Below are 22098 nucleotides of genomic sequence, written 5' to 3' on the forward strand. Positions count from 1 at the left end.
CCCGACCCGACGGAGGCCGACGCGTGACCACGCAGCCCGACCCGCAGACCCTCGGCTACGAGCAGGCCCGCGACGAGCTCGTCGACGTCGTCCGCCGGCTCGAGGCCGGTGCCGCGTCGCTCGAGGAGTCGCTCGGCCTCTGGGAGCGCGGCGAGGCGCTCGCCACCCGCTGCGAGACCTGGCTGGCCGGTGCGCGGGCGCGGATCGACGGCCGCGCAGGCGCCGGCCAGGGCACGGACGCCGGCACGGACGCCGGCACGGACGACACCGAGGACGACACCGAGGACGACCCCGACGTCGAACCGGGTGACTGACCGCGGCCCCGGGGCACGACTACGCTCCCGCCGGTGACCACCACCGCACGGGTCCGCCGGCTCGCCTGGGTCGTCGCGGCGGTCGCCGCGGTCGGCGGCTGCAGCGCCGGGGCGTCGACCGGCCCCGACGCGACGGCGCCGTCCGCCGCCACGACCCCGCCGACGACGACCGCCCCCGGGACGACGGCACCCGCGACGACGGCCCCGGCCGTGCCTGCCGCGGCGACCTCGGCCGCGCCGACGACGACGGGCGCGCGCTCGACGCCGGCCGTCCCCTCACGCGCCGGCAACCCGGCCGGCCGCGCCGTCGTCCCCGCCGCTGCCCGGGCCGTGACGAAGCCCAAGACCCGGTGGGTCGGCACCGGCACGAAGGCGAGCTGCACCTCGGCGGCCGTCGTCCGCGCCGTCGCCGCGGGCGGCGTCATCGGCTTCCGCTGCGGCCCGGCCCCGGTGACGATCGTGCTCACCGCGACCGCCAAGGTCCGCAACACGAGCCCGCTCGTCGTCCTCGACGGTGGCGGCCTCGTGACCCTCTCCGGCGGTGGCAGGCGCCGGATCCTCTACATGAACACGTGCGACGAGAAGCAGGTCTGGACGACCTCGCACTGCCAGGACCAGGCCACGCCGCAGCTCGTCGTCCAGAACCTCACGTTCGCCGACGGCAACGCGACCGGGCAGCACGAGGAGGGCGGCGGGGGCGGCGCGGTCCTCGTGCGCGGCGGCAGGTTCCGGGTCGTCTCGTCGCGGTTCGTCCGCAACCGGTGCGACGGCGGGGGCCAGGACCTCGGCGGGGCGGCGCTGCGGGTGCTCGACCAGTACCACGGCGAGCCGGTCTACGTCGTGAGCAGCACCTTCGGCGGCCGGGCCGGCCAGGGCGGCAGCTGCTCCAACGGCGGTGCCCTGAGCAGCATCGGGGTGTCGTGGACCGTCCTCAACAGCGTGCTGTCGTACAACTCGGCCGTCGGTCGGGGTGCGAACCCGGCCCGCTCCGGCACGGTCGGAGGCGGCAGCGGCGGTGCGATCTACAACGACGGCAACGCGATGACGCTCCGGCTGGAGGGCACCGTTGTCGAGCACAACTCGGCCCGCGAGGGCGGCGGGGCGGTCTTCTTCGTGAGCAACGACCGCACCGGCACGCTGCGGATCACCCGGTCCACGCTGCGGTCCAACCCGAGCCGCGGCTTCGCGACCGCCGGCTACCCGGGGATCTTCTTCCTCGGCAAGGGGTCGCCGCAGGTCAGCGGCTCGACGCTGCGGTAGCCGACGGGCCCCGCGGTCACCGCAGCGGCGTCGCCCGGACGAGCGCCTCGATCTCCGCGCGGCTCGCCTTCCCGACGAACATCGTCGTGACCTCACCGTCGCGCAGGACGTACCCGGTGAGCTGACGGTCCGGCCGGGCCCGGACGACGAAGGTGCGGCCGTCGACGGTCGCCGTGCCCTGCTCGCCGCCGTCGATGACCTGGACGCCCTCCCACTTCTTCGTCGCCTCGCGGCCCTGGACCAGGCTGACCCACGAGCCCTTCGGCGTCGAGTAGTTGACGCGCCACGTCTGGACGCCGTCGACGCCGGCCTCGGCGGAGGTGCTCGTCGCCGTCCAGCCCGGCCCCGGGGTCGGGACGGCCGGGGCGAAGCCGAGCTGGTCCTGCAGGCCGCTCGCCGCCTGGGCCACGTCGACCGCGGGCTGCGGGATGCCGGACTGCCGGGGGACGAGCGCCCACAGCCCCAGCGCGAAGCCGCCGACGACGAGCATCGTCAGGACGATGCCGCTGACCGACTGCCGCCGCGGCGGCCGCCGGACACCGGCGGACGGCGCGGCGCTCTGCTCGGGCTCGGTGGAGGTCACCGCCCCATCGTCGCGCGTCGGGCCGGGCCGCCGCCAACCGGGCACGGCCGCCCCGCCGCGGATGCCCCCGGACCGGCCCAGCCCCTAGGCTCGGCTCGGCGGTGGTGAGGACGATCTGGAGGAACCGGGCGTGGCGGATGTGCTGGTCGTGGGCGAGGCGCTCGTCGACATCGTGCAGCGGGCGGACGGCAGCGGCGCGGACCACCCGGGCGGCAGCCCGGCGAACGTCGCGCTGGGGCTGGCCCGGCTCGGCCGGGACGCCTCGCTGCTGACCCGGATCGGCACCGACGCCCACGGCCGCGCGATCCGCGAGCACCTCGAGGCGTCCGGGGTCCACCTCGTCGACGGCACCGTCGTCGACGCCCCCACCTCGACGGCGACCGCCCTCGTCGACGCCCAGGGCGTCGCGACCTACCACTTCGAGATCGACTGGCGGCTCGACACCGTCCCGGACGTCACCCGGTACGACGCGCTCCACACCGGCTCGATCGCCGCCATCCTCCAGCCCGGCGGGGACGCCGTCCTGCGCCTGGTCGAGCAGGCCAGCGGCCGGGTCGTCGTCACGTACGACCCGAACGCGCGGCCGACCCTCATGGGCGACCCGGTCGCGACCCGCGCGCGGATGGAGCGGATCGTCGCCCTCGCCGACGTCGTCAAGGTCAGCGACGAGGACCTCGCCTGGCTCGCGCCCGGCGAGGACCCGGTGGACGTCGCCGCCGCCTGGCAGGCGACCGGCCCGGGCATCGTCGTCGTCACCCGCGGCGGCGAGGGTGCCGTCGCCGTCCAGGCCTCCGGCCGGGTCGAGGTGCTCGCCCCGAGGATCGACGTCGTCGACACCGTCGGTGCCGGCGACTCGTTCATGTCGGCGCTCATCGACCACCTCGACGGCGCCGGCCTGCTCGGCACCGGCACCCGCGCGGCGATCGCCGCGATGCCCGCCGACCAGGTCGCGGCGATGCTCGGGCACGCCGTCCGGGTCGCCGCCATCACGTGCAGCCGCGCGGGCGCCAACCCGCCGACCCGCGCCGAGCTCGACGTCTGACGACGCGGGTCAGGCTTCCTGGCCCGTTGCCGGCAGGGGGATCCACCGCAGATCAGGGAACTTGGCGAAGTCGCGGTCGGTCGTCACCCAGGTCGCCGAGTTCTCCAGTGCCAGAGCCGCGTGGTAGGCATCCGGGACCGCGTTGCCGCGCGCTCCGACGGCGGCGCACAGGCCCGTGAAGATCGGCCAGTGCCGAGCACCGGGCCGTAGTGGGACGACAGTCCCACGCTGCATCAGCGCAGTGCAGAAGGTCAGCGCGACCTCGGGCGGAGAGGGATCCGCGAACACGCGGTGGTTCGTGACGACGCGGAGGAAGCCGCTCAGGACCAGCTCGCTCACACCGACCGGCTCGCCGCTCGAGAGGGAGCGCGCGAGCCAGGCCCGTGCATCCTCGTGCCTCGGGGAGTCCGGCCGATGTGCGTAGACGAGGACGTTGACGTCAGGAACGAGCATCAGCCGACGGCTTCGTCGAGCAGGTCGTTGAGAGCGTCCTTGTTCTCCAGGTCGACACCGGGCCGCAACCCCGCACTGCCGTAGGTCGGCAGCGCGACGTCACGTGACGTGGAGGCTGCATGATGCTCGGCCAGCAGCAGCCGGAGCGCGTCCTCGAGCACGCTCCCCAACGGCACACCGGACGTCAGCGCGCGCTGCCGGGCCCGCTTGAGCAGCTCGTCGTCGATGGTGACCGTCGTCCTCATGATCCGATGGTACAGCACGCGCATCATGATGCACCGGCATGATGCGTCGATGCACAACTGAGCCGATTGCGGCGATCGGCGCCCTCACACCGCGGCGGCCTTCTCCCTCGCCCGCTCGTCGGACAGCCGGGCCCGCTCGAGGGCCTGCTTGCGCAGCTCCTCGTTCTCGGTGTCGATGCGGCGCGCCTCGTCCTCGTCGCGGGTGATCGTCGTGCCGGTCTCGGGGTCGAACAGGTGCAGCCGGGCCGGGTCGAACCACAGCTGCGCGCGGTCGCCGTCCCGGATCCGGCTCTTCGCGTCGAGCGCGACGACGATCTGGGTGCGCATGCCCTCGCCGTCGAGGTCCCGGTCGAGCTCCTCGAGCTGTTTGGCGACGGCGGCGTCCGGCTCGTAGGGCACGTAGGCGTACAGCTCGTTGCCGAGCCACTCGGTGACGTCGACGTCGACCTCGATGACGACGCCGGCGTCCCGCCGGTGCGGCTCGAGCACCGAGGCGTCCTCGAAGTGCTCGGGACGGAAGCCCGCGATGACGAGCTCCTTGCCCGCGACGAGCTTCGCGAGGTCCGGCGTCATCGGGATGCTGCCGAACGGCAGCGACAGCCGGTCGCCGTCCACGCGGGCCGGCAGGAAGTTCATCGGCGGCGAGCCGATGAAGCCGGCGACGAAGAGGTTCACCGGCTGCTCGTACAGCTCGCGCGGGCTCGCGCACTGCTGCAGCACACCCTTCTTGAGGACGGCGACCCGGTCGCCGAGCGTCATCGCCTCGGTCTGGTCGTGGGTCACGTAGATCGTCGTCGTGCCGAGGCGCCGCTGGATCCGGGCGATCTCGGTGCGCATCTGGCCGCGGAGCTTGGCGTCGAGGTTGCTCAGCGGCTCGTCGAAGAGGAAGGCGTCGGCGTCCCGGACCAGCGCCCGGCCCATCGCGACCCGCTGCCGCTGGCCGCCGGAGAGGTTCGCGGGCTTGCGCTGCAGGTGCTCGCGCAGCTCGAGGAGGTCGGCGGCGCGGTTGACCCGCTCGTCGATCTCGGCGTCCGAGAACTTCCCCTTCGTGAGCCGCAGCGGGAACGCGATGTTCTCGAAGACCGACAGGTGCGGGTAGAGCGCGTAGTTCTGGAAGACCATCGCGAGGTTGCGGTCCCGGGGCGCCTTGTCGTTGACCCGCTGGCCGTTGATGAGCAGCTCCCCGGACGTGATGTCCTCGAGGCCGACGACCATCCGCAGCAGCGTCGACTTCCCGCAGCCGGACGGCCCGACGAGGATGATGAACTCCCCGTCGCGGATGTCGATGCTCACGTCGTTGACGGCCGGGAAGCCGTCGCCGTACTTCTTGACGATGTTCTGGAGCTTGATCTCGGACATGTGCAGGACTCCAAAGGTCGGCGGGGCGCAGCGGCAGTCAGGGCGTCAGCCCTTGACCGCCCCGTTCGTCAGGCCGGCGACGATGCGCCGCTGGAAGAGCAGGACGAGGACGACGACGGGGATCGTCACGATGACCGCGGCCGCCGCGATCGGCCCGTTCGGCGCCTCGAACTGCGAGGCCCCGGAGAACAGGCCGAGCGCGGCGGGCACCGGCCTCGACGCCTCCGTCGAGGTGAGCGAGATGCCGTAGACGAAGTCGTTCCAGGCGATGAAGAACGCGATGATCGCCGTCGTGAACACCCCGGGCGCGGCGAGCGGGACGATGACCTTGCGGAACGCCTGCCAGCTCGTCGCACCGTCGACCTGGGCCGCCTGCTCCATCTCCCACGGGATCTCCCGGAAGAACGCCGAGAGGGTCCAGATGGAGATCGGCAGGGTGAGCGACAGGTACGGGATGATGAGGCCCGGCCACGTGTCGTAGAGCCCGATCTGGCGCCACAGGTTGAACAGCGGCGTGACGATCGAGATGACCGGGAAGATCGCGACCCCGAGCGCCGTCGAGAGGATGACCTTCTTGCCCGGGAAGTCGAGCCGCGCGATCGCGTACGCCGCGAACATCGCCAGGACGCACGAGATCGCGGTGGCGATGAGGCAGATCCCGAACGAGTTGCGCAGGGCCGGGAGGAACAGGTCGCTCGCGCTGCCGGTGAGGATCAGCTCGTAGTTCGTCCACGACAGCGTCGTCGGGAGGAACTGCTGGTTCGCGATGTCCGCCGGGGCCTTGAGCGACAGCGAGACGATCCACGCGACGGGGAACAGCGCGTAGACGACGATCCCGATGCCGCCGAGGATCCAGAGGTTCCTCTCCTTGCGGGACATCACCCCTCCCCCCGGGCCGACGCGAGGTCGACCTTGAAGCCCTTGATGAACAAGGCGCAGATGAGCACGACGCAGACGAACAGCAGCACGGACACGGCCGACCCGAGGCCGATCTCGAGCCGCGCGATCGTCTGCCGGTAGGCGAGGAACGACACCGTCTCGGTGTTGTTCGCCCCGCCGGTCATGATGAAGATCGAGTCGAAGACCCGGAACGCGTCGAGGCTGCGGAAGAGCAGGGCGACCATGATGGCCGCCTTCATGTTCGGGATCGTCACCCGGCGCATCCGCTGCCACCACGTCGCGCCGTCCACCTTCGCCGCCTCCTGGAGCACCTCGGGGACCTGCGCGAGGCCCGCGAGCAGCAGGAGCGAGATGAACGGCGTCGTCTTCCAGATCTCGGCGATGCAGACGACGAAGAGCGACTTCCAGGTGCCGCCGAACCAGTCGGTGTCGGCGCTGATCCCCGGCAGCCAGCCGAGCCAGGAGTTGACGAACCCGGAGTCGAGCGAGAACGCGTACTGCCAGGCGAACGCCGACACCACGGTGATGACGGCGTACGGGATGAGGATCGCGGCCCGGATCACCGGCCGGATCGCGGACAGCGCCTTCATCATGACGAGCGCGAGCGCGAACCCGAGGACGAGCTCGACCGCGACCGTGACGACGGTGATGAGCAGCGTCACGCCGAGCGAGGTCCACCAGATCCGGTCGGTGAGGATGACCCCGTAGTTCGACAGCCCGGTGAAGGACTTGTTGTCCGGGTCGGTGAGACGGAAGTCGAAGAGCGAGTCGTAGACCGCCTGCAGGATCGGGTAGGCCGTCACGAGGAGCATGACCGCGAACGCCGGCCCCGCGAGCATCCAGCCCAGCTTGCGCTCGGCACGCGAGCGGTCGCTGATCCCGGCCCGGCGGCCGGGGGCGGAGGCCGGCCGGGTCTTCTCGCCCGGCGGGAGCGTCGTCGTGCTCACAGCAGCTCCTTCTTCTGCAGGACGGCGGTGATGAGGTCGGTGGCCTCACGCCCTGTCCGCTGCGGGTCGACGGACGACGGCGGGTGGTACTCGCGCTGCAGGCCCTCGGAGACCTCGCTGTAGTAGGGGGTCTGCGGGCGCGGGACGGCCAGCCGCAGGGACTCGAGGATCACCGGCGCCATCGGGAACTCCTTGACGACCTCGGGGTCGGTGTAGACCGACTCCTTGGCGGCAGGGTTGCCGTTCGACACGAAGTAGTACGCCTGGTTCTCCGGGCTGACGATGCACTCGGTCGCCGCGAGCGCGAGGTCCTTGTGCGCACTGAAGGCGCCGACGCCCAGGTTGATGCCGCCGTACGGCGGGTGGCTCTCCTGGTCGGCCGTGACGCGCGGGTAGGGCGCCCAGCCGTAGTCCTGCGGGACGGCGGCGTCCAGGGTGCCGCCCTCGACGCCGGACTGCGCGCGCGGCCAGACGAACGGCCAGTTGACCATGAACCCGGCGTCCGGGCCCTCGAAGGCGTTGACGTTCGCGTCCTCGCCCGCGGTGGACAGCGCCGGCCCGCCGACCCCCGCGTCCGCGACCTCGCGGATGACCTTCGCGGCCTCCGCCCCGGCCGGGGTCTCGAGGCCGAGCCGGACGTCCTGCGGCCTGGTCGCGTCGCTGTTCTCGATGATCGACCCACCGGCGGACGCGACGAGCGCGTTGACCCACACGGTGAGCGCCTCGGCCCGGATGCCCTGCACGCCGAGCTGCTTGTTCTGGCTCTTCGCCGCCTGGATGATCTGGTCCCACGTCACCGGCTTGGTCATGTCGAGCCCCGCCGCCTCGGCGACGGACTTGCGGTACCAGAGCAGCTGGGTGTTCGCCCAGAAGGGAACCGTGACGAGCTCGTCGCGCCACGTCGCGCCCTTGAGGGCGCTGTCGACGACGCCGTCGGAGACCCGGCCGGCCATGTCCTGCGGGATCGGGGCGAGGAAGCCGGCCTCGGCGAACTCGGGGATGTACGGCGGGTCGAGGCTCATGATGTCGATCGAGGAGTCGTTCGCCGCGAGCCGGCGGACCAGCTGCTGGCGCTGCTCGGACGACTCGCGCGGGAGCAGCGCCGTCCGGATCGTGTACCTGCCCTGGGCGGCGTCGGTGCACCGCTTCGCGATCTCCGCCTGGCCGCCCGAGTCGGGGTTGATGTACCAGGTCAGCGACGGCGGACCGGCGGAGCCGCTGCTGCACGCGGTGAGCGCCCCGGCAGCGACCGCGGCGCCGAGCACGGCGCGCAGCACGCGCCGGCGTGGTCGGGTCGTGGACATCCCGCCTCCTCCCGAGGCCCGACGGCGGTGTCGGGGCCTTCCACGGGCGCGCGCGAGACCATGGTCCGGTTCGCGGCTTACGCCGTGAAGGTGATGATTGGCGGCATTCGACGGACGCGCACGCCGAGGCGTCCGCCGGAGGCGGGAGGGGTCGTCCTGGGGTCGAGTGTCAGTGCTCGAGCGGGGCGGGGCCCGTCGAGCCGCGCAGCACGAGACGGACCGGGTGCAGGCAGACCTCGTCGTCCGGGGCGTCCGGGTCCGCCGTCCGCTCGAGCCGCGAGACCACCCAGCGCGCCGCCGCGGCACCCTGCGCGACGACCGGCTGCGCGATGGTCGTGACGTCGAAGACGTCCGACAGCTCGTGGTCGTCGACACCGACGAGGGAGACGTCCTCGGGGACGCGCAACCCGCTGCGCCGCAACGCCTTCAGCGCCCCGAAGGCCATCTCGTCGGACTGGCAGAAGACCCCGGTCGGGCGGCCGCCCTTCTGCGAGAGCAGGGCCGTCATCGCGAGCTCGCCGCCGGCGGCGGTGAACCGGCCGTCGACCTCCCACTCCGGGCGCACGGTGAGCCCGGCCTCGGCCATCGCCGCCCGGAAGCCGCCGGTGCGCAGGCCCGGGACGCTGAACCGCTCCGGTCCGTGCAGGTCGCCACCGATCGAGGCGATCCTCGTGTGCCCGAGGTTGACGAGGTGCTGGACGGCCAGCCGGGCGGTCGCGTCGTTGTCGACGAACTCGCCGTGCAGGCCGTGGATCGGCTCGGCGACGGCCGCCAGCGGCAGCCCGAGGCCGCGCAGGATGTCCCGCTCGTGGTCCTCCAGCGGCAGCGCGACGACGAGGATCGCGTCGACCCGGCGGCGCACCGGCAGCGACTCGAAGAAGTCCGCGCGGCGCTGGGCGTCGGAGACGACGTGCAGGACCAGGTCGTAGCCGTGGTCGCGCAGCGCCTCCTCGATGCCGCGGATCACCTCGGCGAAGAACCAGCGGCCGGCGTACGGCAGGACGACCCCGACGGAACGGACCCGGCCCGTGACCAGGCCCGACGCGAGCGGCGACGCCGCGTACTGGAGCTCCTGGGCGGCGCGGAGCACCCGGTCCCGGGTGGCCTTGGAGACGTTCGGCATGTCGCGCAGGGCCCGCGAGACGGTCGCCACGGAGACACCGGCACGCTGCGCGACGTCGACGATGCTGGCCCGGGAGGCCGCAGCGCCGGTCGGGGCCTCGGTCACCATCGCCTCCGCAAGCTCGCCGCCACGGAGGGACCCCGCGGCGGCGTTCACCGTGCCATGCCCAGGCGGTACGTGACAAGCGCTTGCACCCGAGGACCGGGACGGGCCGTTCCGGCGGAAGCGCTCCCAGCATCGGTGCACGTCACGCGCGTGGTCCTTCGGCGGCAAGCGGTTCCACCCCTACGATGGCCGCCGACCCGGATCCGAAGGAGGGCGCGGTGGCCAGCACGCTCGAGGAGGTCCTCCGCCAGGCCCGGGAGGCCCTCGCCGACCTGCCGGCCGACCGGGCGGACGACGTCGCGCTGCGGCTCGAGCGCTGGGGACCCGACCTGCTCCAGGGGCTTGCCGTCTACGGGGACGACGCCCCCCTCGCCGAGGTCGTCGGCCTCGTCACGGCGGCCGCCCGCACCCGCCGTCCGGCCCTCGTCGCCCTCGACAAGCGGCGGCTGCTGCGCCCGGACTGGTTCGGCTCCCCCGACCAGGTCGGCTACGTCTGCTACGCCGACCGGTTCGCCGGCACGCTGCGCGGCGTCGGCGAGAAGCTCGGCTACCTGCGCGAGCTCGGCGTGACCTACCTGCACCTCATGCCGCTGCTCGAGCCCCGCGAGGGTCCGGACGACGGCGGCTACGCCGTCCGCGACTACCGCACCCTGCGCCCGGACCTCGGCACCCTCGCCGACCTCGGGCGCCTCGCCGACTCCCTCCACGCGCACGGCATGACGCTCACCCTCGACCTCGTGCTCAACCACGTCGCGCGCGAGCACGACTGGGCGCAGGCGGCGTTGAGGGGCGAGGAGCCGTACCGCTCGTACTTCCTCATGTACCCCGACCGGACGGCGCCCGACGCCTACGAGCGGACGCTGCCGGAGGTCTTCCCGGACTTCGCCCCGGGCAGCTTCACCTGGGTGCCGGAAGCGGTCCGGCCGGCCGGCTGGGGCCCCGGCCCGGACGCCGGCGCCACCGGGGACGCCGGTCGTGGTGCCTGGGTGTGGACGACGTTCAACGACTTCCAGTGGGACCTGGACTGGTCGAACCCCGCGGTCTTCTGCGAGCTGCTCTCGGTGATCCTCGACCTCGCGAACGTCGGGGTCGACGTCTTCCGCCTCGATGCGATCGCCTTCCTCTGGAAGCGGCTCGGCACGACGTGCCAGGGCGAGCCGGAGGTGCACCAGGTGGTCCAGGCGCTGCGCGCGGCGACCCGGGTCGCGGCCCCGGCGGTGATCTTCAAGGCGGAGGCGATCGTCGCCCCGGAGCACCTGCCCGCCTACCTCGGCACCGGCCGGCACGCCGGCAAGGTCTGCGACCTCGCCTACCACAACAGCCTCATGGTCCAGCTCTGGTCGGCGGTCGCGACCGGCCGGGCCGACCTCGCCCGGCGCGCGCTCGCCGTCCCGCCGCCCAAGCCCGTGACGACGTCCTGGGGCACGTACGTGCGCTGCCACGACGACATCGGGTGGGCGATCAGCGACACCGACGCCGGGGCGCTGGGCCTGTCCGGGTTCGCGCACCGGCGCTTCCTCGCGGAGTTCTTCACCGGCGCCTTCCCCGGGTCGTTCGCCCGCGGCGAGCACTTCCAGGCCAACCCGGCGACGGGTGACGCCCGGATCAGCGGCACCCTCGCGAGCCTGGCCGGCCTCGAGGCCGCCCTCGAGACGGCGGCGGCCACCGGCCGCACCGCGGACGTCGACCTGGCGCTCGGGCGGATCTTCCTCCTGCACGCCGTCGCGTACGGGTACGGGGGGATCCCGCTGCTCTACATGGGCGACGAGCTGGGGCTGCGCAACGACCGGTCCTACCTGGACGACCCGCGGCTGGCCGCCGACAACCGCTGGCTGCACCGGCCGTGGATGGACTGGACGGCCGCCGAGCGGCGGCACGACCCGGCGACCGTCGAGGGCCGGGTGTTCGCCGGGCTGCGGCACCTCGCGCGGGTCCGGTCCGGGCTGCCGGCACTGCACGCCGCCGTCGAGAGCGAGCCGGTCGACCTCGGCAACGGAGCCGTCCTCGCGCTGCGCCGCCGGCACCCCGCGGGCATCTTCCTCGGCCTCTACAACGTCTCGCCCGCCTGGCAGCGGGTCTCGGGCGTCGACGTCGCCCGGCTCGGCGTCCCACAGCCGTGGGAGAACCTGTCCGCCTTCGCGCCGCGTCCGGAGGACGGTGAGCTCGCGCTGCCGCCGTACGCGGCCTGGTGGCTGACCCGCTCCCCCGGCTGATCTGTTCACCGGCTGAGCGGCGGACCTCACAGCGGGGCGGCGTCCCGGGGCCGACGGGCACGGTTAGGCTCGATGCCGCCCGACGACGCGCCCCGAGGAGCCCGACTGCCATGGCGGAGTTCGACTACAGCGAGATGCTGCCGACCGGCCCCGACGAGACGCCGTACCGGCTCCTCACGACCGAGGGCGTCCGGACCGTCGAGGCCGCGGGGCGCACGTTCCTCGAGGTCGACCCCGAGGCGCTGCGGCTGCTCACCGACACCGCCATGCACGACATCGCGCACTACCTGCGGCCCGCGCACCTGGCCCAGCTGCGGCGGATCCTCGACGACCCGGAGGCGTCGCCGAACGACCGGTTCGTCGCGCTCGACCTGCTGAAGAACGCGAACGTCGCCGCGGGCGGCGTCCTGCCGATGTGCCAGGACACCGGGACCGCGATCGTCATGGGCAAGCGCGGCACCCAGGTGCTGTCGGCCCCGGGCGCGGTCACGGACGAGGAGGCGGTGAGCCGCGGCGTCTACGACGCGTACACCCGGCTCAACCTGCGGTACTCGCAGATGGCCCCGATCACCATGTGGGAGGAGCGCAACACCGGCTCCAACCTGCCCGCCCAGGTCGAGCTGTACGCCGACACCGCGGCCGGGCACGAGACGACGTACAAGCTCCTGTTCATGGCCAAGGGCGGCGGTTCGGCGAACAAGTCGTACCTCTACCAGGAGACCAAGGCCGTCCTGAACCCCGAGTCGATGATGCGCTTCCTCGACGAGAAGCTGCGCTCGCTCGGCACCGCCGCCTGCCCGCCGTACCACCTGGCGATCGTCGTCGGCGGCACGAGCGCCGAGCTCGCCCTGAAGACCGCGAAGTACGCCAGCGCCAAGTACCTCGACGGGCTGCCGACGTCCGGCTCGCCGTCCGGGCACGCGTTCCGCGACCTCGACCTCGAGCTCCAGGTGCTCGACCTGACCCGCCGGTTCGGGATCGGCGCCCAGTTCGGCGGCAAGTACTTCTGCCACGACGTGCGCGTCGTCCGGCTCCCGCGGCACGGCGCCTCGCTGCCCGTCGCGATCGCCGTCTCCTGCTCGGCCGACCGCCAGGCGCTCGGCAAGATCACCGCCGAGGGCGTCTTCCTCGAGCAGCTCGAGACCGACCCGGCGCAGTTCCTGCCCGAGACGACGGACGAGCACCTCGACGACGACGCGTCCGACGGGGCGGTGGCGATCGACCTCAACCGGCCGATGAGCGAGATCCGCGCCGAGCTCACGAAGTACCCGGTGAAGACCCGCCTGTCGCTCACCGGCCCGCTCGTCGTCGCCCGCGACATCGCGCACGCGAAGATCAAGGAGCGCCTCGACGCCGGCGAGCCGATGCCGCAGTACCTGCGCGACCACGCCGTCTACTACGCCGGCCCGGCGAAGACCCCCGAGGGCTACGCGTCGGGCTCGTTCGGCCCGACGACCGCGGGCCGGATGGACTCGTACGTCGAGCAGTTCCAGGCCGCGGGCGGCTCGTTCGTCATGCTCGCCAAGGGCAACCGGAGCAAGGCCGTCACCGACGCGTGCGCGAGCCACGGCGGCTTCTACCTCGGCTCCATCGGCGGTCCCGCCGCCCGGCTCGCCCAGGACTGCATCAAGCACGTCGAGGTCCTCGAGTACGCCGAGCTCGGCATGGAGGCGGTCTGGAAGATCGACGTCGAGGACTTCCCCGCGTTCGTCGTCGTCGACGACAAGGGCAACGACTTCTTCGCCGACGTCACCAAGCCGACGGCCATGACGATCCAGCGGCGGCCGGGGCTGTAGGGCGCCGTAGCGGGCTCACCCGGGGCGTCGCAGGGTACGACGAGCGTGTGCGGGAGCGTGAGCCCGAGTGTGTGGTGCACCGGTCGCTGCAACGACCGGTCAGGCTCACGCTCGACCTCACGCCCGCGCACACACGGCATCCGCGCCTCACGCCGCGACGACCGGGATTGCCCCGACCCGCCGTCCCGGCACGCTGCAGGTCAGCGCACTGCCTGCCGATGACCAGATCGTGCTGCCCTCGATCAACACGCTCGTCAGGGTCGCCGTCGGGCACAGCGAGGACCCGGCGGACGGCCTGCGGGCCTGTGACGTCCCCTCGCGCGTCGAGGACGTCCAGGTCGTACCCGGCGCACCGGCCGACGGCCCGCGACGGGTGCTCGTGGCGACCCCGCGCTTCCCCGGCGACAGCGAGGCGCCCGGCGCCGGGACAGCCTGCACCCTGACCTGGACCCTGCCCGACGGCGTCGTCGAGCTGCCGGTGGCCTACGACTCGTCGGCCGTGTGGAACTCGGAACCGGCCGTGCTGCGCCTGTGGTGGCTCGCGGTCACCGGCGAGCCGGTCCGGATCCAGCGCCGCGAGTACTTCCGCTGCCCGATCGCCCTGCCCGTGACGCTCGCACCGGGGCTCGGCGGCCGGACGACGGACCTCGGCGAAGGCGGTCTGCGCTGCCTGGTCCTCGGCGACCCGCTCACCACCGGCGCGCCCGTCGAGAGCCGGCTGGAGCTGCCCGACGGCACCACGATGAACGTCTCCGGCACCGTGCTGCGCTCCGACCAGGCGCTCCGGGCGCCCGACCACGCCGACACCGTCGTCCGCTTCGACGACCCCGAGGCGGCCGGCGACGAGGTGCGCCGCGTCATCTTCGCCGAGCAGCTGCGGCTGCGGCGGCTCGGACTGGACTGAGGCCCGGGCCGCCGGCCCCGGTCAGCGGACGAACGGCCAGACCGCGGCGACGACCCCGACGACCGCGAGCAGCGCGAGGTACCCGATGACGAGCCGGGTGTCGCGCAGGAAGCACTTGCTCCGGGTGAGCCCGGCCCGTCGGGCGCGGACGTACCCGGCCAGGCCGAGGCCGGCGAAGGCCACGAGCGCGACCGGGCCGGCGAGCCACGTGACGAGCGAGACCGTGGCGAAGACGCACAGCCGCAACGGGTCGAACGGGGGCACCTGCTCGGGCGGCACGTAGCGGTACTCCTGGTCCGCCCCGCCGGCCGCCCCGGGCATGCTCGTCACGACAGCACCTCCACGTCCTCGACCCGCAGGTCGGTCTCCGGCCGCGGCACCGAGGGCACCGGCGGCACAGCAGGCACCGGCAGCACGACCGGCCGCCGGGCACCTGCCCCCGCGGCCGTCGAGAGCCGCTGCCGGGCCAGCGCCGGCCACGCCTGGACCGCGCAGAACGGCGCGCACCGGTCGACGTCCGGTCCGGTGCCGGTCGTCCCGCCCGTCGTCCCGCCCGTCTGCCCGCCGTCCGCCGGGCCGCGGGTGCCGACGTGCACGCAGCACTGGACGAGCCGCTCCTCGATCATCGTGTCCATGTCCATGAACGGCTTGACCGTCATCCGGACGACGCGCTCGCCGAGCATCGACCGCAGCGCCTTCCCGCGCCCCGGCAGGGACGACGCGACGAGCCGGGTGAGCGTGCCGATGCCGAGGTCGCAGGTCTGGCAGATGTCCCGCCACAGGTCGCCGACCGCCGGGTGCGACAGGCTCGACTGCTCCGACAGGAGCCCCAGCAGGGACTCCCGGACGGCCTCCCGCAGCGCGCGCGGCACCTCGTCGTCCGCGACCCGGTTCGCGACGATCCCGAGGTTCTCCAGCAGTCGCTCCTCGCCGACGACCCCGACGAGCGAGCGCCAGGCCCCGGCGTCGTCCCGCAGCAGGTAGCCGACGCTCGCGCAGTGCGGGTGCGAGCAGGGCAGCGCCGTGAGGTCGCGCCAGGTCACCTCGCCACCGGTCTGCGGGCCGAGCCGGGCCAGGACGCCGGTGTGCGTCAGCCGCTCCAGCGGGTCGATCGGGCGCGTCCGGCCGGAGCCGAAGACCGGCTGGATCGCGACGCCGCCGACGTACGGTGTCGCGAGCGCGAGCCGCAGGACGTCGCCGATCTGGTCGTCGTTGACCCCCAGCGCCGCGGTCATCGTCAGGGTGGTGAACACCCCGGCCGCCGAGAGCCGTTGCACGGCAGCCGCTTTCACCGCCGTGAGGTCGCCGCCCCGGTGGTGCCGGGACGCCTCCGCCCGCGGGCCGTCGTACTGCAGGTAGACCTCGACCCGCTCCCGGTGCCGGCGCAGCAGCGCGACGAGGGCGTCGTCCCGGGCGATCCGGACACCGTTGGTGTTGAGCAGGATCCGCACCACCGGCCGGGCGACGAGCCCCTCGAGGATCGCGGCGAGGCCCGGGTGCAGGGTCGGTTCGCCGCCGCTGAGCATGACGACGTCGATCCGGCCGTTCTCCCGCGACAGCCGGGTGTCGACGTTCGCGAGCACGTCCGCGACCGGGACCGCCCCGGCGAGGTCGGGAGAGGAGTCGGTGAAGCACGTCGGGCAGCGCAGGTTGCACTCCTCGATGACGTCCTCGAGGAGGATGCAGGTGTGCTGGGTCTGCATCTCGCCCAGGCCGCGCAGGTACGCCTGCGGCACCGGGTCGAAGTTGCCCGGCACGTCCGGCACGTGGCGCTTCGTCGGCGCCTGCCACTTCTCCAGGTAGGTGAGGATCTCGGCGCTCTCGTCGTAGAGCGTGCGCTGCAGGCCGTGCTCCGGGCAGCCGCGTTCGAGCCAGACCCGCCCGTCCCGCTCGACGAGCCGGCCCGACAGCCGCCGGACGTCGGCGAGGGGCCGCTCCGGGTCCGCCCGGTGGCACGTGGCGCAGAAGGCGTTGACGTAGCGCAGGATGCGGTCCCCCCGCAGGCCCATGCCCGGGCCCATGACCACCACGTCAGCCGCCCGTGCTGCTCAGCGCGGCGATGAGCGCGAAGCAGGCCCCGGCACCGATGACGATCGCCAGGCCCCAGCCGATGAACATCCCGAGGCCCACGCCGCGGCGCATCGGCGACCCGCGCCCGACGAGGACGGCACCGACGACGAGCGGGGCGATCCCCGAGACCAGGATCACGAGCACCGCGGCGCTCCCGCCGCCGACGTCCGAGAGGGCGTTCGAGAACCCGAGCGCGACGAGGGTCGGGAGCACGAGGATCGCCCAGGACCCGAGGATCCCCAGGATGATCCCGCCGCCGCTGAACCGCTTCGGCTTCCCGGACGCGCCCGGCGGCCCACCGGGGGCGGCCGGCGGCACGTACCCGGCGGGCGGCCCGTAGCCGGACGGCGGGACCGGCGGCGGCGACCCCGGGGACGGCTGCGCCCAGTCGGCGCCGCCCTGCCCCGGCGGGGTCGGCTCGTCGGACGGCGGCTGGCTCATGCGGGAGTCCCTTCGGAGACAGGGGTTTCGGAGGCAGGGGCTTCGGAGACAGTGGCTTCGGAGACAGTGGCTTCGGAGACGGAGGTTTCGGCGAGAGGTCTCTCGGAGGATGGGGCACGGTGCCGGCGCTCGTCGCGGACGAGGACGGCGACCCGCCACACGACGAGCGGCGCCAGGGCGACGAGGTAGAGCTGGCCGCGGGTCAGGCCGGCGGCGACGACCTCGTTGTCCCGCAGGAACTCCACCGCGAACCGGAACGCCGCGTACCCGGCGAGGTAGACGGTGAGCAGCGCGCCGGGCCGGTGCAGCCGGTCGCGCAGCCGGAGCAGGGCGGCGAACGCGAGGAGGTGGAAGACGATCTCGTAGCCGAACGACGGGTGCAGCGGGACACCGGCCGCGCACGAGGGGCACTGCGGGATCGAGGCCGCCTGGTCGGGCGTGAGGACGACGCCCCACGGCAGCGAGGTCGGCCGGCCAGGCGCCTCGGTGAGCAGGCAGCCGATCCGCCCGACGGCCATCCCGATCGCGACCGCGGGCGCGAAGACGTCCCCGGTGCGCTCCCGGTAGCCGATGAGCCGCTTGGCGACGACGACGCCGAGGTAGGCGCCGGTCAGCCCGCCGAGGACGCTCTTCGCGCCGTACTGCCAGACCTGGGCGACCCCGGCGTCGAGGACGGCCGCCGGGTCCCGGAGGAAGCCGCTCGCGCGCATCCCGAGCGCCCCGCCGACGAGCCCGCCGGCGACGGCGACGAGCATCTCGTCGCCCCACGTCCCGCGCCGACGGGACTCCAGGACGACGACGACCGCGGCGACGAGGACGCCGAGGGCGACGAACAGCTGGTGGGTCCCCACGGTGAGGCCGAGCGCCTCGAACCGGGTCACGGGGTACATGTCCCGAACCCTACGGGCGGCCCCGGCGGCGCCCATGGGTATCGGTGCTCAGTGCGCGCGTCGTCCGCGGCTCAGCGTGAACCGGGCAGCGTCAGCGCCTCGACCTCGTCCCCCGCGCCGGCTCCGCCCGGCGGGACGACCGCGACGACGTCCGCCGTGGCCAGCCCGCGGAGCATGCCCGGCCCGGCGAACAGCGCCGGCCGCCCGGCGTGCAGCGGCACGAGCCGGGTCGCCTCGGCGCCGGCCTCGACCCGCTCCGCGAGCCGGACCACCGACCGCGGCGGGGCCGGGCGGGCGTGCAGCGCCGCGACGACCGGGTCGAGCAGGGTGAGCAGCCCCGACACCGCCGCGAGCGGGTTGCCCGGCAGCCCGACGAGGGGACGCCCGTCGGGCAGGACGGCGAGCAGCATCGGGTGCCCCGGCCGGACGGCGACCCCGTCGACGACGAGGCGAGCGCCGGCCGCGGCGAGGACGGCGTGCAGGTGGTCGACCGGGCCGCGGGCCGTCGAGCCGGTCGTCACGACGACGTCCCCGGTGCAGGAGCGCAGCGCGAGGTCGAGCGCGGCCGCGGTGTCGGGGACGTGCCGGCGGGAGGTCACGGCGAGCCCGAGCGCCGGCAGCCAGGCGGTGAGGAGGGGACCGAGGGCGTCGCGGAGCCGGCCGCCCCGGGCCGGCCCCGAGCCGAGCAGCTCGTCGCCGAGCACGAGGACGTCGACGCCCGCCCGCCGGACCTCGACGTGGTCGTGGCCGGCGGCGGCGAGCAGCCCGACGGCCGCCGGGGTGAGCAGCGAGCCGGACGGCAGGACGACGTCACCGGCGCGGCACTCCCCGCCGGCCCGCCGGACGTCGCGGGCGAAGGCGGCGCCGTCCCCGACGCCGGGCGCGGGCACGACCCGGGAGCCGCCGTCCGGCAGCGGCTCCACCTCTCCCCGTTCCCGGCGCAGCACCCCGGCCGCGCCCGGCGGCATCACCGCCCCGGTCGCGATTCCCACGGCGGTGCCGTCGGCGAGCGCTGCCGGCACCTCACCGGCGAGGACCGACCCGACGAGTCCCCACGGAGCGGGCCCGGCGACGGCCCAGCCGTCCATGGCGCTCGTGTCGGTCGCCGGCAGGTCGGTGAGCGCGAGGGCGTCCGCGGCGAGCACCGCCCCTGCGGCGTGGTCGAGTCCGACGCGGCGCGGCGTCACCGGTGCGCACGCCGTCCCGGCGGTCGCGCGGGCCCCCGCCCAGTCCTGCGGGGACGGTGTCACGGAGCGAGCCAGCGCAGCCGCGGCCGTTGGATGAACGCCTCCGCCTCGGCACCGGCGATGACCACGCGCGGCAGCTCGGCGGCCTTGCGGAAGCACACGAACCGCGGCACCCACTCGGGGTTGTACTTGACGTTCGCGCGGTAGAGGGACTCGATCTGCCACCACTTGGAGGCGAGCATGAGGAGCTTGTGCCACACCCGCAGGACCGGTCCGGCGCCGACCCGGGAGCCGCGCTCGAAGACCGACCGGAAGACCGCGAAGTTCAGCGAGATCCGGGTGACGCCCATCGCCCGGACCGCGTCGACGACCCCGGTGACGACGAACTCGACGGTGCCGTTCTCGCTGCCCTGGGCCCGGCGCATGAGGTCGAGCGACAGCCCGTCGGTGCCCCAGGGCACGAACGCGAGGACGGCGACGAGCCGGCCGTCGCCGTCCCGGGTCCGGGCGATGAGCAGGTCGGGGTCGCGGGAGTCGCCGAGACGGCCGAGGGCCATCGAGAACCCGCGCTCGACGTCCTCCTCGCGCAGCGCGTCCGCGGTCGTGATGACCTCGACGACCTCCTCGGTGCCGAGGTCGCGCTGGCGACGCACGTCGAGGGTGTACCCCGCCCGCTTCACCCGGTTCACGGCCTGCCGGACGCCGCGCATCGAGCGCCCCTCGAGCGAGAACTCCTCGAGGTCGAGGACCGCCTCGTCGCCCATCTCGAGGCTGTCGAGCCCCGCCCGGCGGTAGGCGATCGCGGCAGCCTCCGACGCCCCGATGACCCCTGGGGTCCAGGCGTACTCGTAGGCCTCGTCGAGCCACGCCTCGATCGCCTGCGGCCACGCCTCCGGGTCCCCGAGCGGGTCGCCGGAGGCGAGCGTCACGGACCCGATGACGCGGTAGACGACCGCGGCCTTGCCGCTCGGGGAGAAGATCGCCGTCTTGTCGCCGCGCAGCGCGAAGTAGCCGAGGGAGTCCCGCCCGCCGAACCTCGCGAGCAGGTCGCGGAGCTGCTCCTCGTCCTGCGCGGAGAGCGCCGGTGCCTTGCGGGCCGGGCGCAGCAGCGCGACGAGCGTGAGCAGGGCGGTCAGCGCGCCCAGGCTGTTGAGCGCGAACTCGGTGACGTCCGAGGCGTACGTGCGGGGGAACTGCAGGTCCGGGGTGAAGCCGACGAGCCCGAAGAAGGTCTCGACGAGCCGGGTCGACATCGGCGACCCGGGCGCCGTCCGCGCGGTGAGGAACAGGCCGGCGATGAACGAGACGGTGCCGAGGACGACGAACACGCGCAACGCCGCCCGCCGGGTCGCCCGCTCCGAGCGCGCGGTGAAGTCCTTCCGGGCCCAGACGAGCAGGCCGAGGACGGCGAGGTTGATCGCCACGACGAGCCAGCGCTCGGCCTTGAGGTGCGCCAGCGCCCCGGCCAGGACGACGACGACCATGAGGTTCCAGGCCCGGCGCTTGCGGCGCTGCAGTGCGCCGGCGAGGACGAGCATCGCGCCCGCGGAGCACATCGCCGTCGCGAAGGAGGTGCCGTCGACGAGGGCGTCCATCGCCGGGCCGAGCAGCGGCTTGGGCCGGTCGGCCGGGTCGAGGACGTCGAGGACGGCGATGACCGCCGCCACCCGGACGACCCAGGCCACGATCCGCGGCACCCGGGGTCGCCACTGCGGCCGGGTCGGGCCCTCCGACTCCGGAACCGCCTCCCGCGGAACAGCCTGCGTCGCCACGGACGGAAGTCTAGGCGGCACCGCGGCGTCGGCCCGCCCCCGGGACACCCACGGGCCTCCGCCCGCCGGGCGTCATAGGTATCGTCCAGTACATGAATTCAGCTTCCGTCGGCGGGCTCGTTCTCGGGACGACGCCGGAAGATCGCGACGAGGTCGTCGACGAGGCGGCCGGACTCCGCGGGATGCCGGAACGGCTGCTGCTCGGCGAGCCGGTAGCTGTTGCGACGGCCGACCCGGGTGCGGGTGACGTACCCGGACGACACCAGGTCGCCGATGATGAGCTGGGCGGCGCGCTCGGTGATGCCGACCCGCTCCGCGATGTCCCGGATCCGGGCCTCGGGATCGTCGGCCACCGCCAGCAGGACATGCCCGTGGTTGCTCAGGAACGTCCAGGTGTGAGCTCGCTCGTCCGCCACGGTCGCTCACTGTATCCCCGCGCACCCGGACGTGACGCAGCCCTCGGCGGCTCCCGCGGGCGCGAACGCCCCGGACTGGCAGGATTGCGCCCCGTGGAGCAACCCCGCACGCCCCGCGACGCGTTCGCCGCTCTGCTCGCGGGCAACCGCCGGTTCGTCGACGGCAGCCCGGAGCACCCGAACCAGGACCTCGGCCGGCGGCAGCAGACCGCCGCGCAGGGGCAGCATCCCTTCGCCGTCGTCTTCGGCTGCATGGACTCGCGGGTGGCCGCCGAGATCGTCTTCGACCGCGGGCTCGGCGACCTCGCCGTCGTCCGGACCGCCGGGCACGTCGTCGACGGCGGCGTCCTCGGCTCGCTCGAGTTCGGCGTCACCGTCATGGGCATCCCGCTCGTCGTCGTCCTGGGCCACGACTCGTGCGGGGCGATCCGCGCGACGCTCGAGACCCACCGGACCGGGATCTACCCCGGCGGCTACGTGCGCGACATCGTCGAGCGGGTCACGCCCAGCCTGGTGACCGGCCGGCAGCACGACGACGCGTCCGAGACCACCGTCGCGGACGCCCTCACCGAGGACCACACGCGGCACACCGTCCAGCTCATCGTCGAGCGCTCGGCCGCGATCGCGGAGCGGGTCGCCGGCGGCCAGGTCGGCGTCGTCGGCGTGGTGTACCGGCTCGACGAGGGCCGGGTCCGGCTCGTCGAGGCCCTGGGGGACGTCGGTGTCGACGCCCCGCTGCCCGGGGCGGCCGCGAGCGACCTCGACTGAGGTCCG

General features: G+C 73.9%; 22 protein-coding genes. 7 read left to right on the plus strand and 15 right to left on the minus strand.

Going from position 1 to position 22098, the window contains the following annotated elements; genetic code table 11:
- The first annotated feature begins 23 nt into the window (after positions 1 to 23).
- Both EDJALFJO_RS01690 and EDJALFJO_RS01700 read left to right on the plus strand, forming a co-directional pair.
- Positions 24 to 314 carry an exodeoxyribonuclease VII small subunit gene (locus EDJALFJO_RS01690; RefSeq protein WP_088281574.1) on the plus strand — a complete coding sequence of 97 codons (291 nt, stop codon included), beginning with the start codon at positions 24 to 26 and terminating at the stop codon, positions 312 to 314.
- Between the two features lie 33 nt (positions 315 to 347).
- Positions 348 to 1574, plus strand: coding sequence for a hypothetical protein (locus EDJALFJO_RS01700; protein WP_198949912.1), 1227 nt, complete (start codon positions 348 to 350; stop codon positions 1572 to 1574).
- A gap of 16 nt (positions 1575 to 1590) precedes the next feature.
- Here the strand turns inward: EDJALFJO_RS01700 and EDJALFJO_RS01705 are convergent, their stop codons facing one another.
- On the minus strand, positions 1591 to 2157 hold the full coding sequence (locus EDJALFJO_RS01705; RefSeq protein WP_088281576.1) for a DUF4245 domain-containing protein: 567 nt from the start codon (positions 2155 to 2157) through the stop codon (positions 1591 to 1593).
- 130 nt (positions 2158 to 2287) lie between these two features.
- On the opposite strand from EDJALFJO_RS01705, the gene EDJALFJO_RS01710 reads away from it, so the two are divergent.
- Positions 2288 to 3199, plus strand: coding sequence for a carbohydrate kinase (locus EDJALFJO_RS01710; protein WP_088281578.1), 912 nt, complete (start codon positions 2288 to 2290; stop codon positions 3197 to 3199).
- 9 nt (positions 3200 to 3208) lie between these two features.
- Here the strand turns inward: EDJALFJO_RS01710 and EDJALFJO_RS01715 are convergent, their stop codons facing one another.
- The 7 genes from EDJALFJO_RS01715 to EDJALFJO_RS01745 form a co-directional block, all read right to left on the minus strand.
- Positions 3209 to 3652: a type II toxin-antitoxin system VapC family toxin gene (locus tag EDJALFJO_RS01715; protein WP_088281580.1), complete on the minus strand. Its 444-nt coding sequence runs from the start codon at positions 3650 to 3652 to the stop codon at positions 3209 to 3211.
- A complete protein-coding gene (locus EDJALFJO_RS01720) occupies positions 3652 to 3897 on the minus strand; it encodes a DUF2191 domain-containing protein (RefSeq protein WP_143448230.1) in 246 nt (81 codons plus the stop codon). The genes EDJALFJO_RS01715 and EDJALFJO_RS01720 overlap by 1 nt, the downstream gene beginning before the upstream one ends.
- 84 nt (positions 3898 to 3981) lie before the next feature.
- On the minus strand, positions 3982 to 5256 hold the full coding sequence (locus EDJALFJO_RS01725) for an ABC transporter ATP-binding protein (RefSeq protein WP_088281584.1): 1275 nt from the start codon (positions 5254 to 5256) through the stop codon (positions 3982 to 3984).
- A 45-nt stretch (positions 5257 to 5301) separates the two neighbouring features.
- Positions 5302 to 6135 (minus strand): carbohydrate ABC transporter permease, encoded by an 834-nt coding sequence (locus EDJALFJO_RS01730; RefSeq protein ID WP_088281586.1) that lies wholly within the window; start codon positions 6133 to 6135, stop codon positions 5302 to 5304.
- Positions 6135 to 7103, minus strand: a complete 969-nt coding sequence (locus EDJALFJO_RS01735) for a carbohydrate ABC transporter permease (RefSeq protein ID WP_088281588.1) — start codon at positions 7101 to 7103, stop codon at positions 6135 to 6137. Before EDJALFJO_RS01735 ends, EDJALFJO_RS01730 begins: the two co-directional genes overlap by 1 nt.
- Complete coding sequence (locus EDJALFJO_RS01740; protein ID WP_088281590.1) at positions 7100 to 8407, minus strand: extracellular solute-binding protein; 1308 nt, start codon at positions 8405 to 8407, stop codon at positions 7100 to 7102. Before EDJALFJO_RS01740 ends, EDJALFJO_RS01735 begins: the two co-directional genes overlap by 4 nt.
- Positions 8408 to 8576: 169 nt before the next feature.
- The gene (locus EDJALFJO_RS01745; protein WP_198949913.1) at positions 8577 to 9635 is read right to left on the minus strand and encodes a LacI family DNA-binding transcriptional regulator; all 1059 of its coding nucleotides are present in this window, start codon (positions 9633 to 9635) and stop codon (positions 8577 to 8579) included.
- Positions 9636 to 9820: 185 nt separating this feature from the next.
- Here EDJALFJO_RS01745 and EDJALFJO_RS01750 point away from each other — a divergent pair, with 185 nt between their 5' ends.
- The 3 genes from EDJALFJO_RS01750 to EDJALFJO_RS01760 all read left to right on the plus strand — a co-directional run bounded on the left by EDJALFJO_RS01750 (position 9821) and on the right by EDJALFJO_RS01760 (position 14548).
- Positions 9821 to 11848, plus strand: coding sequence for an alpha-amylase family protein (locus EDJALFJO_RS01750; protein ID WP_088281594.1), 2028 nt, complete (start codon positions 9821 to 9823; stop codon positions 11846 to 11848).
- 110 nt (positions 11849 to 11958) lie between these two features.
- On the plus strand, positions 11959 to 13644 hold the full coding sequence (locus EDJALFJO_RS01755) for a fumarate hydratase (RefSeq protein ID WP_088281596.1): 1686 nt from the start codon (positions 11959 to 11961) through the stop codon (positions 13642 to 13644).
- 229 nt (positions 13645 to 13873) lie between these two features.
- Positions 13874 to 14548 carry a flagellar brake protein gene (locus tag EDJALFJO_RS01760; RefSeq protein ID WP_143448231.1) on the plus strand — a complete coding sequence of 225 codons (675 nt, stop codon included), beginning with the start codon at positions 13874 to 13876 and terminating at the stop codon, positions 14546 to 14548.
- Between the two features lie 21 nt (positions 14549 to 14569).
- Here EDJALFJO_RS01760 and EDJALFJO_RS01765 read toward each other — a convergent pair whose 3' ends face one another.
- The 7 genes from EDJALFJO_RS01765 to EDJALFJO_RS01795 form a co-directional block, all read right to left on the minus strand.
- Positions 14570 to 14869: a hypothetical protein gene (locus EDJALFJO_RS01765; RefSeq protein ID WP_369812478.1), complete on the minus strand. Its 300-nt coding sequence runs from the start codon at positions 14867 to 14869 to the stop codon at positions 14570 to 14572.
- 5 nt (positions 14870 to 14874) lie between these two features.
- A complete protein-coding gene (locus EDJALFJO_RS01770) occupies positions 14875 to 16569 on the minus strand; it encodes a radical SAM protein (RefSeq protein WP_198949916.1) in 1695 nt (564 codons plus the stop codon).
- Between the two features lie 10 nt (positions 16570 to 16579).
- Positions 16580 to 17059: a hypothetical protein gene (locus EDJALFJO_RS01775; RefSeq protein WP_088281600.1), complete on the minus strand. Its 480-nt coding sequence runs from the start codon at positions 17057 to 17059 to the stop codon at positions 16580 to 16582.
- Positions 17056 to 17949, minus strand: coding sequence for a prolipoprotein diacylglyceryl transferase (locus EDJALFJO_RS01780; protein WP_088281602.1), 894 nt, complete (start codon positions 17947 to 17949; stop codon positions 17056 to 17058). The genes EDJALFJO_RS01775 and EDJALFJO_RS01780 overlap by 4 nt, the downstream gene beginning before the upstream one ends.
- A 71-nt stretch (positions 17950 to 18020) precedes the next feature.
- The gene (locus EDJALFJO_RS01785) at positions 18021 to 19199 is read right to left on the minus strand and encodes a molybdopterin molybdotransferase MoeA (protein WP_198949917.1); all 1179 of its coding nucleotides are present in this window, start codon (positions 19197 to 19199) and stop codon (positions 18021 to 18023) included.
- Positions 19196 to 20908: a phosphatidylglycerol lysyltransferase domain-containing protein gene (locus tag EDJALFJO_RS01790; RefSeq protein WP_198949918.1), complete on the minus strand. Its 1713-nt coding sequence runs from the start codon at positions 20906 to 20908 to the stop codon at positions 19196 to 19198. The genes EDJALFJO_RS01785 and EDJALFJO_RS01790 overlap by 4 nt, the downstream gene beginning before the upstream one ends.
- A 98-nt stretch (positions 20909 to 21006) precedes the next feature.
- The gene (locus EDJALFJO_RS01795; RefSeq protein ID WP_088281604.1) at positions 21007 to 21324 is read right to left on the minus strand and encodes a helix-turn-helix domain-containing protein; all 318 of its coding nucleotides are present in this window, start codon (positions 21322 to 21324) and stop codon (positions 21007 to 21009) included.
- Between the two features lie 93 nt (positions 21325 to 21417).
- Here EDJALFJO_RS01795 and EDJALFJO_RS01800 point away from each other — a divergent pair, with 93 nt between their 5' ends.
- Entirely contained in the window at positions 21418 to 22092 is a 675-nt protein-coding gene (locus EDJALFJO_RS01800; protein ID WP_233149624.1) for a carbonic anhydrase, read from the plus strand.
- The last annotated feature ends 6 nt before the right edge of the window (positions 22093 to 22098 follow it).

The sequence above is a fragment of the Kineosporia sp. A_224 genome, from assembly GCF_002198655.1.
GTDB lineage: Bacteria > Actinomycetota > Actinomycetes > Actinomycetales > Kineosporiaceae > R-H-3.

What these genes read in the sequence shown, in the direction of transcription:
- EDJALFJO_RS01715 (WP_088281580.1), bottom strand. Translation starts at nt 3,652, where the DNA reads ATGCTCGTTCCTGACGTCAACGTCCTCGTCTACGCACATCGGCCGGAC.
- EDJALFJO_RS01720 (WP_143448230.1), bottom strand. Translation starts at nt 3,897, where the DNA reads ATGAGGACGACGGTCACCATCGACGACGAGCTGCTCAAGCGGGCCCGG.
- EDJALFJO_RS01725 (WP_088281584.1), bottom strand. Translation starts at nt 5,256, where the DNA reads ATGTCCGAGATCAAGCTCCAGAACATCGTCAAGAAGTACGGCGACGGC.
- EDJALFJO_RS01730 (WP_088281586.1), bottom strand. Translation starts at nt 6,135, where the DNA reads ATGTCCCGCAAGGAGAGGAACCTCTGGATCCTCGGCGGCATCGGGATC.
- EDJALFJO_RS01740 (WP_088281590.1), bottom strand. Translation starts at nt 8,407, where the DNA reads ATGTCCACGACCCGACCACGCCGGCGCGTGCTGCGCGCCGTGCTCGGC.
- EDJALFJO_RS01750 (WP_088281594.1), top strand. Translation starts at nt 9,821, where the DNA reads ATGGCCGCCGACCCGGATCCGAAGGAGGGCGCGGTGGCCAGCACGCTC.
- EDJALFJO_RS01755 (WP_088281596.1), top strand. Translation starts at nt 11,959, where the DNA reads ATGGCGGAGTTCGACTACAGCGAGATGCTGCCGACCGGCCCCGACGAG.
- EDJALFJO_RS01765 (WP_369812478.1), bottom strand. Translation starts at nt 14,869, where the DNA reads ATGCCCGGGGCGGCCGGCGGGGCGGACCAGGAGTACCGCTACGTGCCG.
- EDJALFJO_RS01770 (WP_198949916.1), bottom strand. Translation starts at nt 16,569, where the DNA reads ATGGGCCCGGGCATGGGCCTGCGGGGGGACCGCATCCTGCGCTACGTC.
- EDJALFJO_RS01775 (WP_088281600.1), bottom strand. Translation starts at nt 17,059, where the DNA reads ATGAGCCAGCCGCCGTCCGACGAGCCGACCCCGCCGGGGCAGGGCGGC.
- EDJALFJO_RS01780 (WP_088281602.1), bottom strand. Translation starts at nt 17,949, where the DNA reads ATGTACCCCGTGACCCGGTTCGAGGCGCTCGGCCTCACCGTGGGGACC.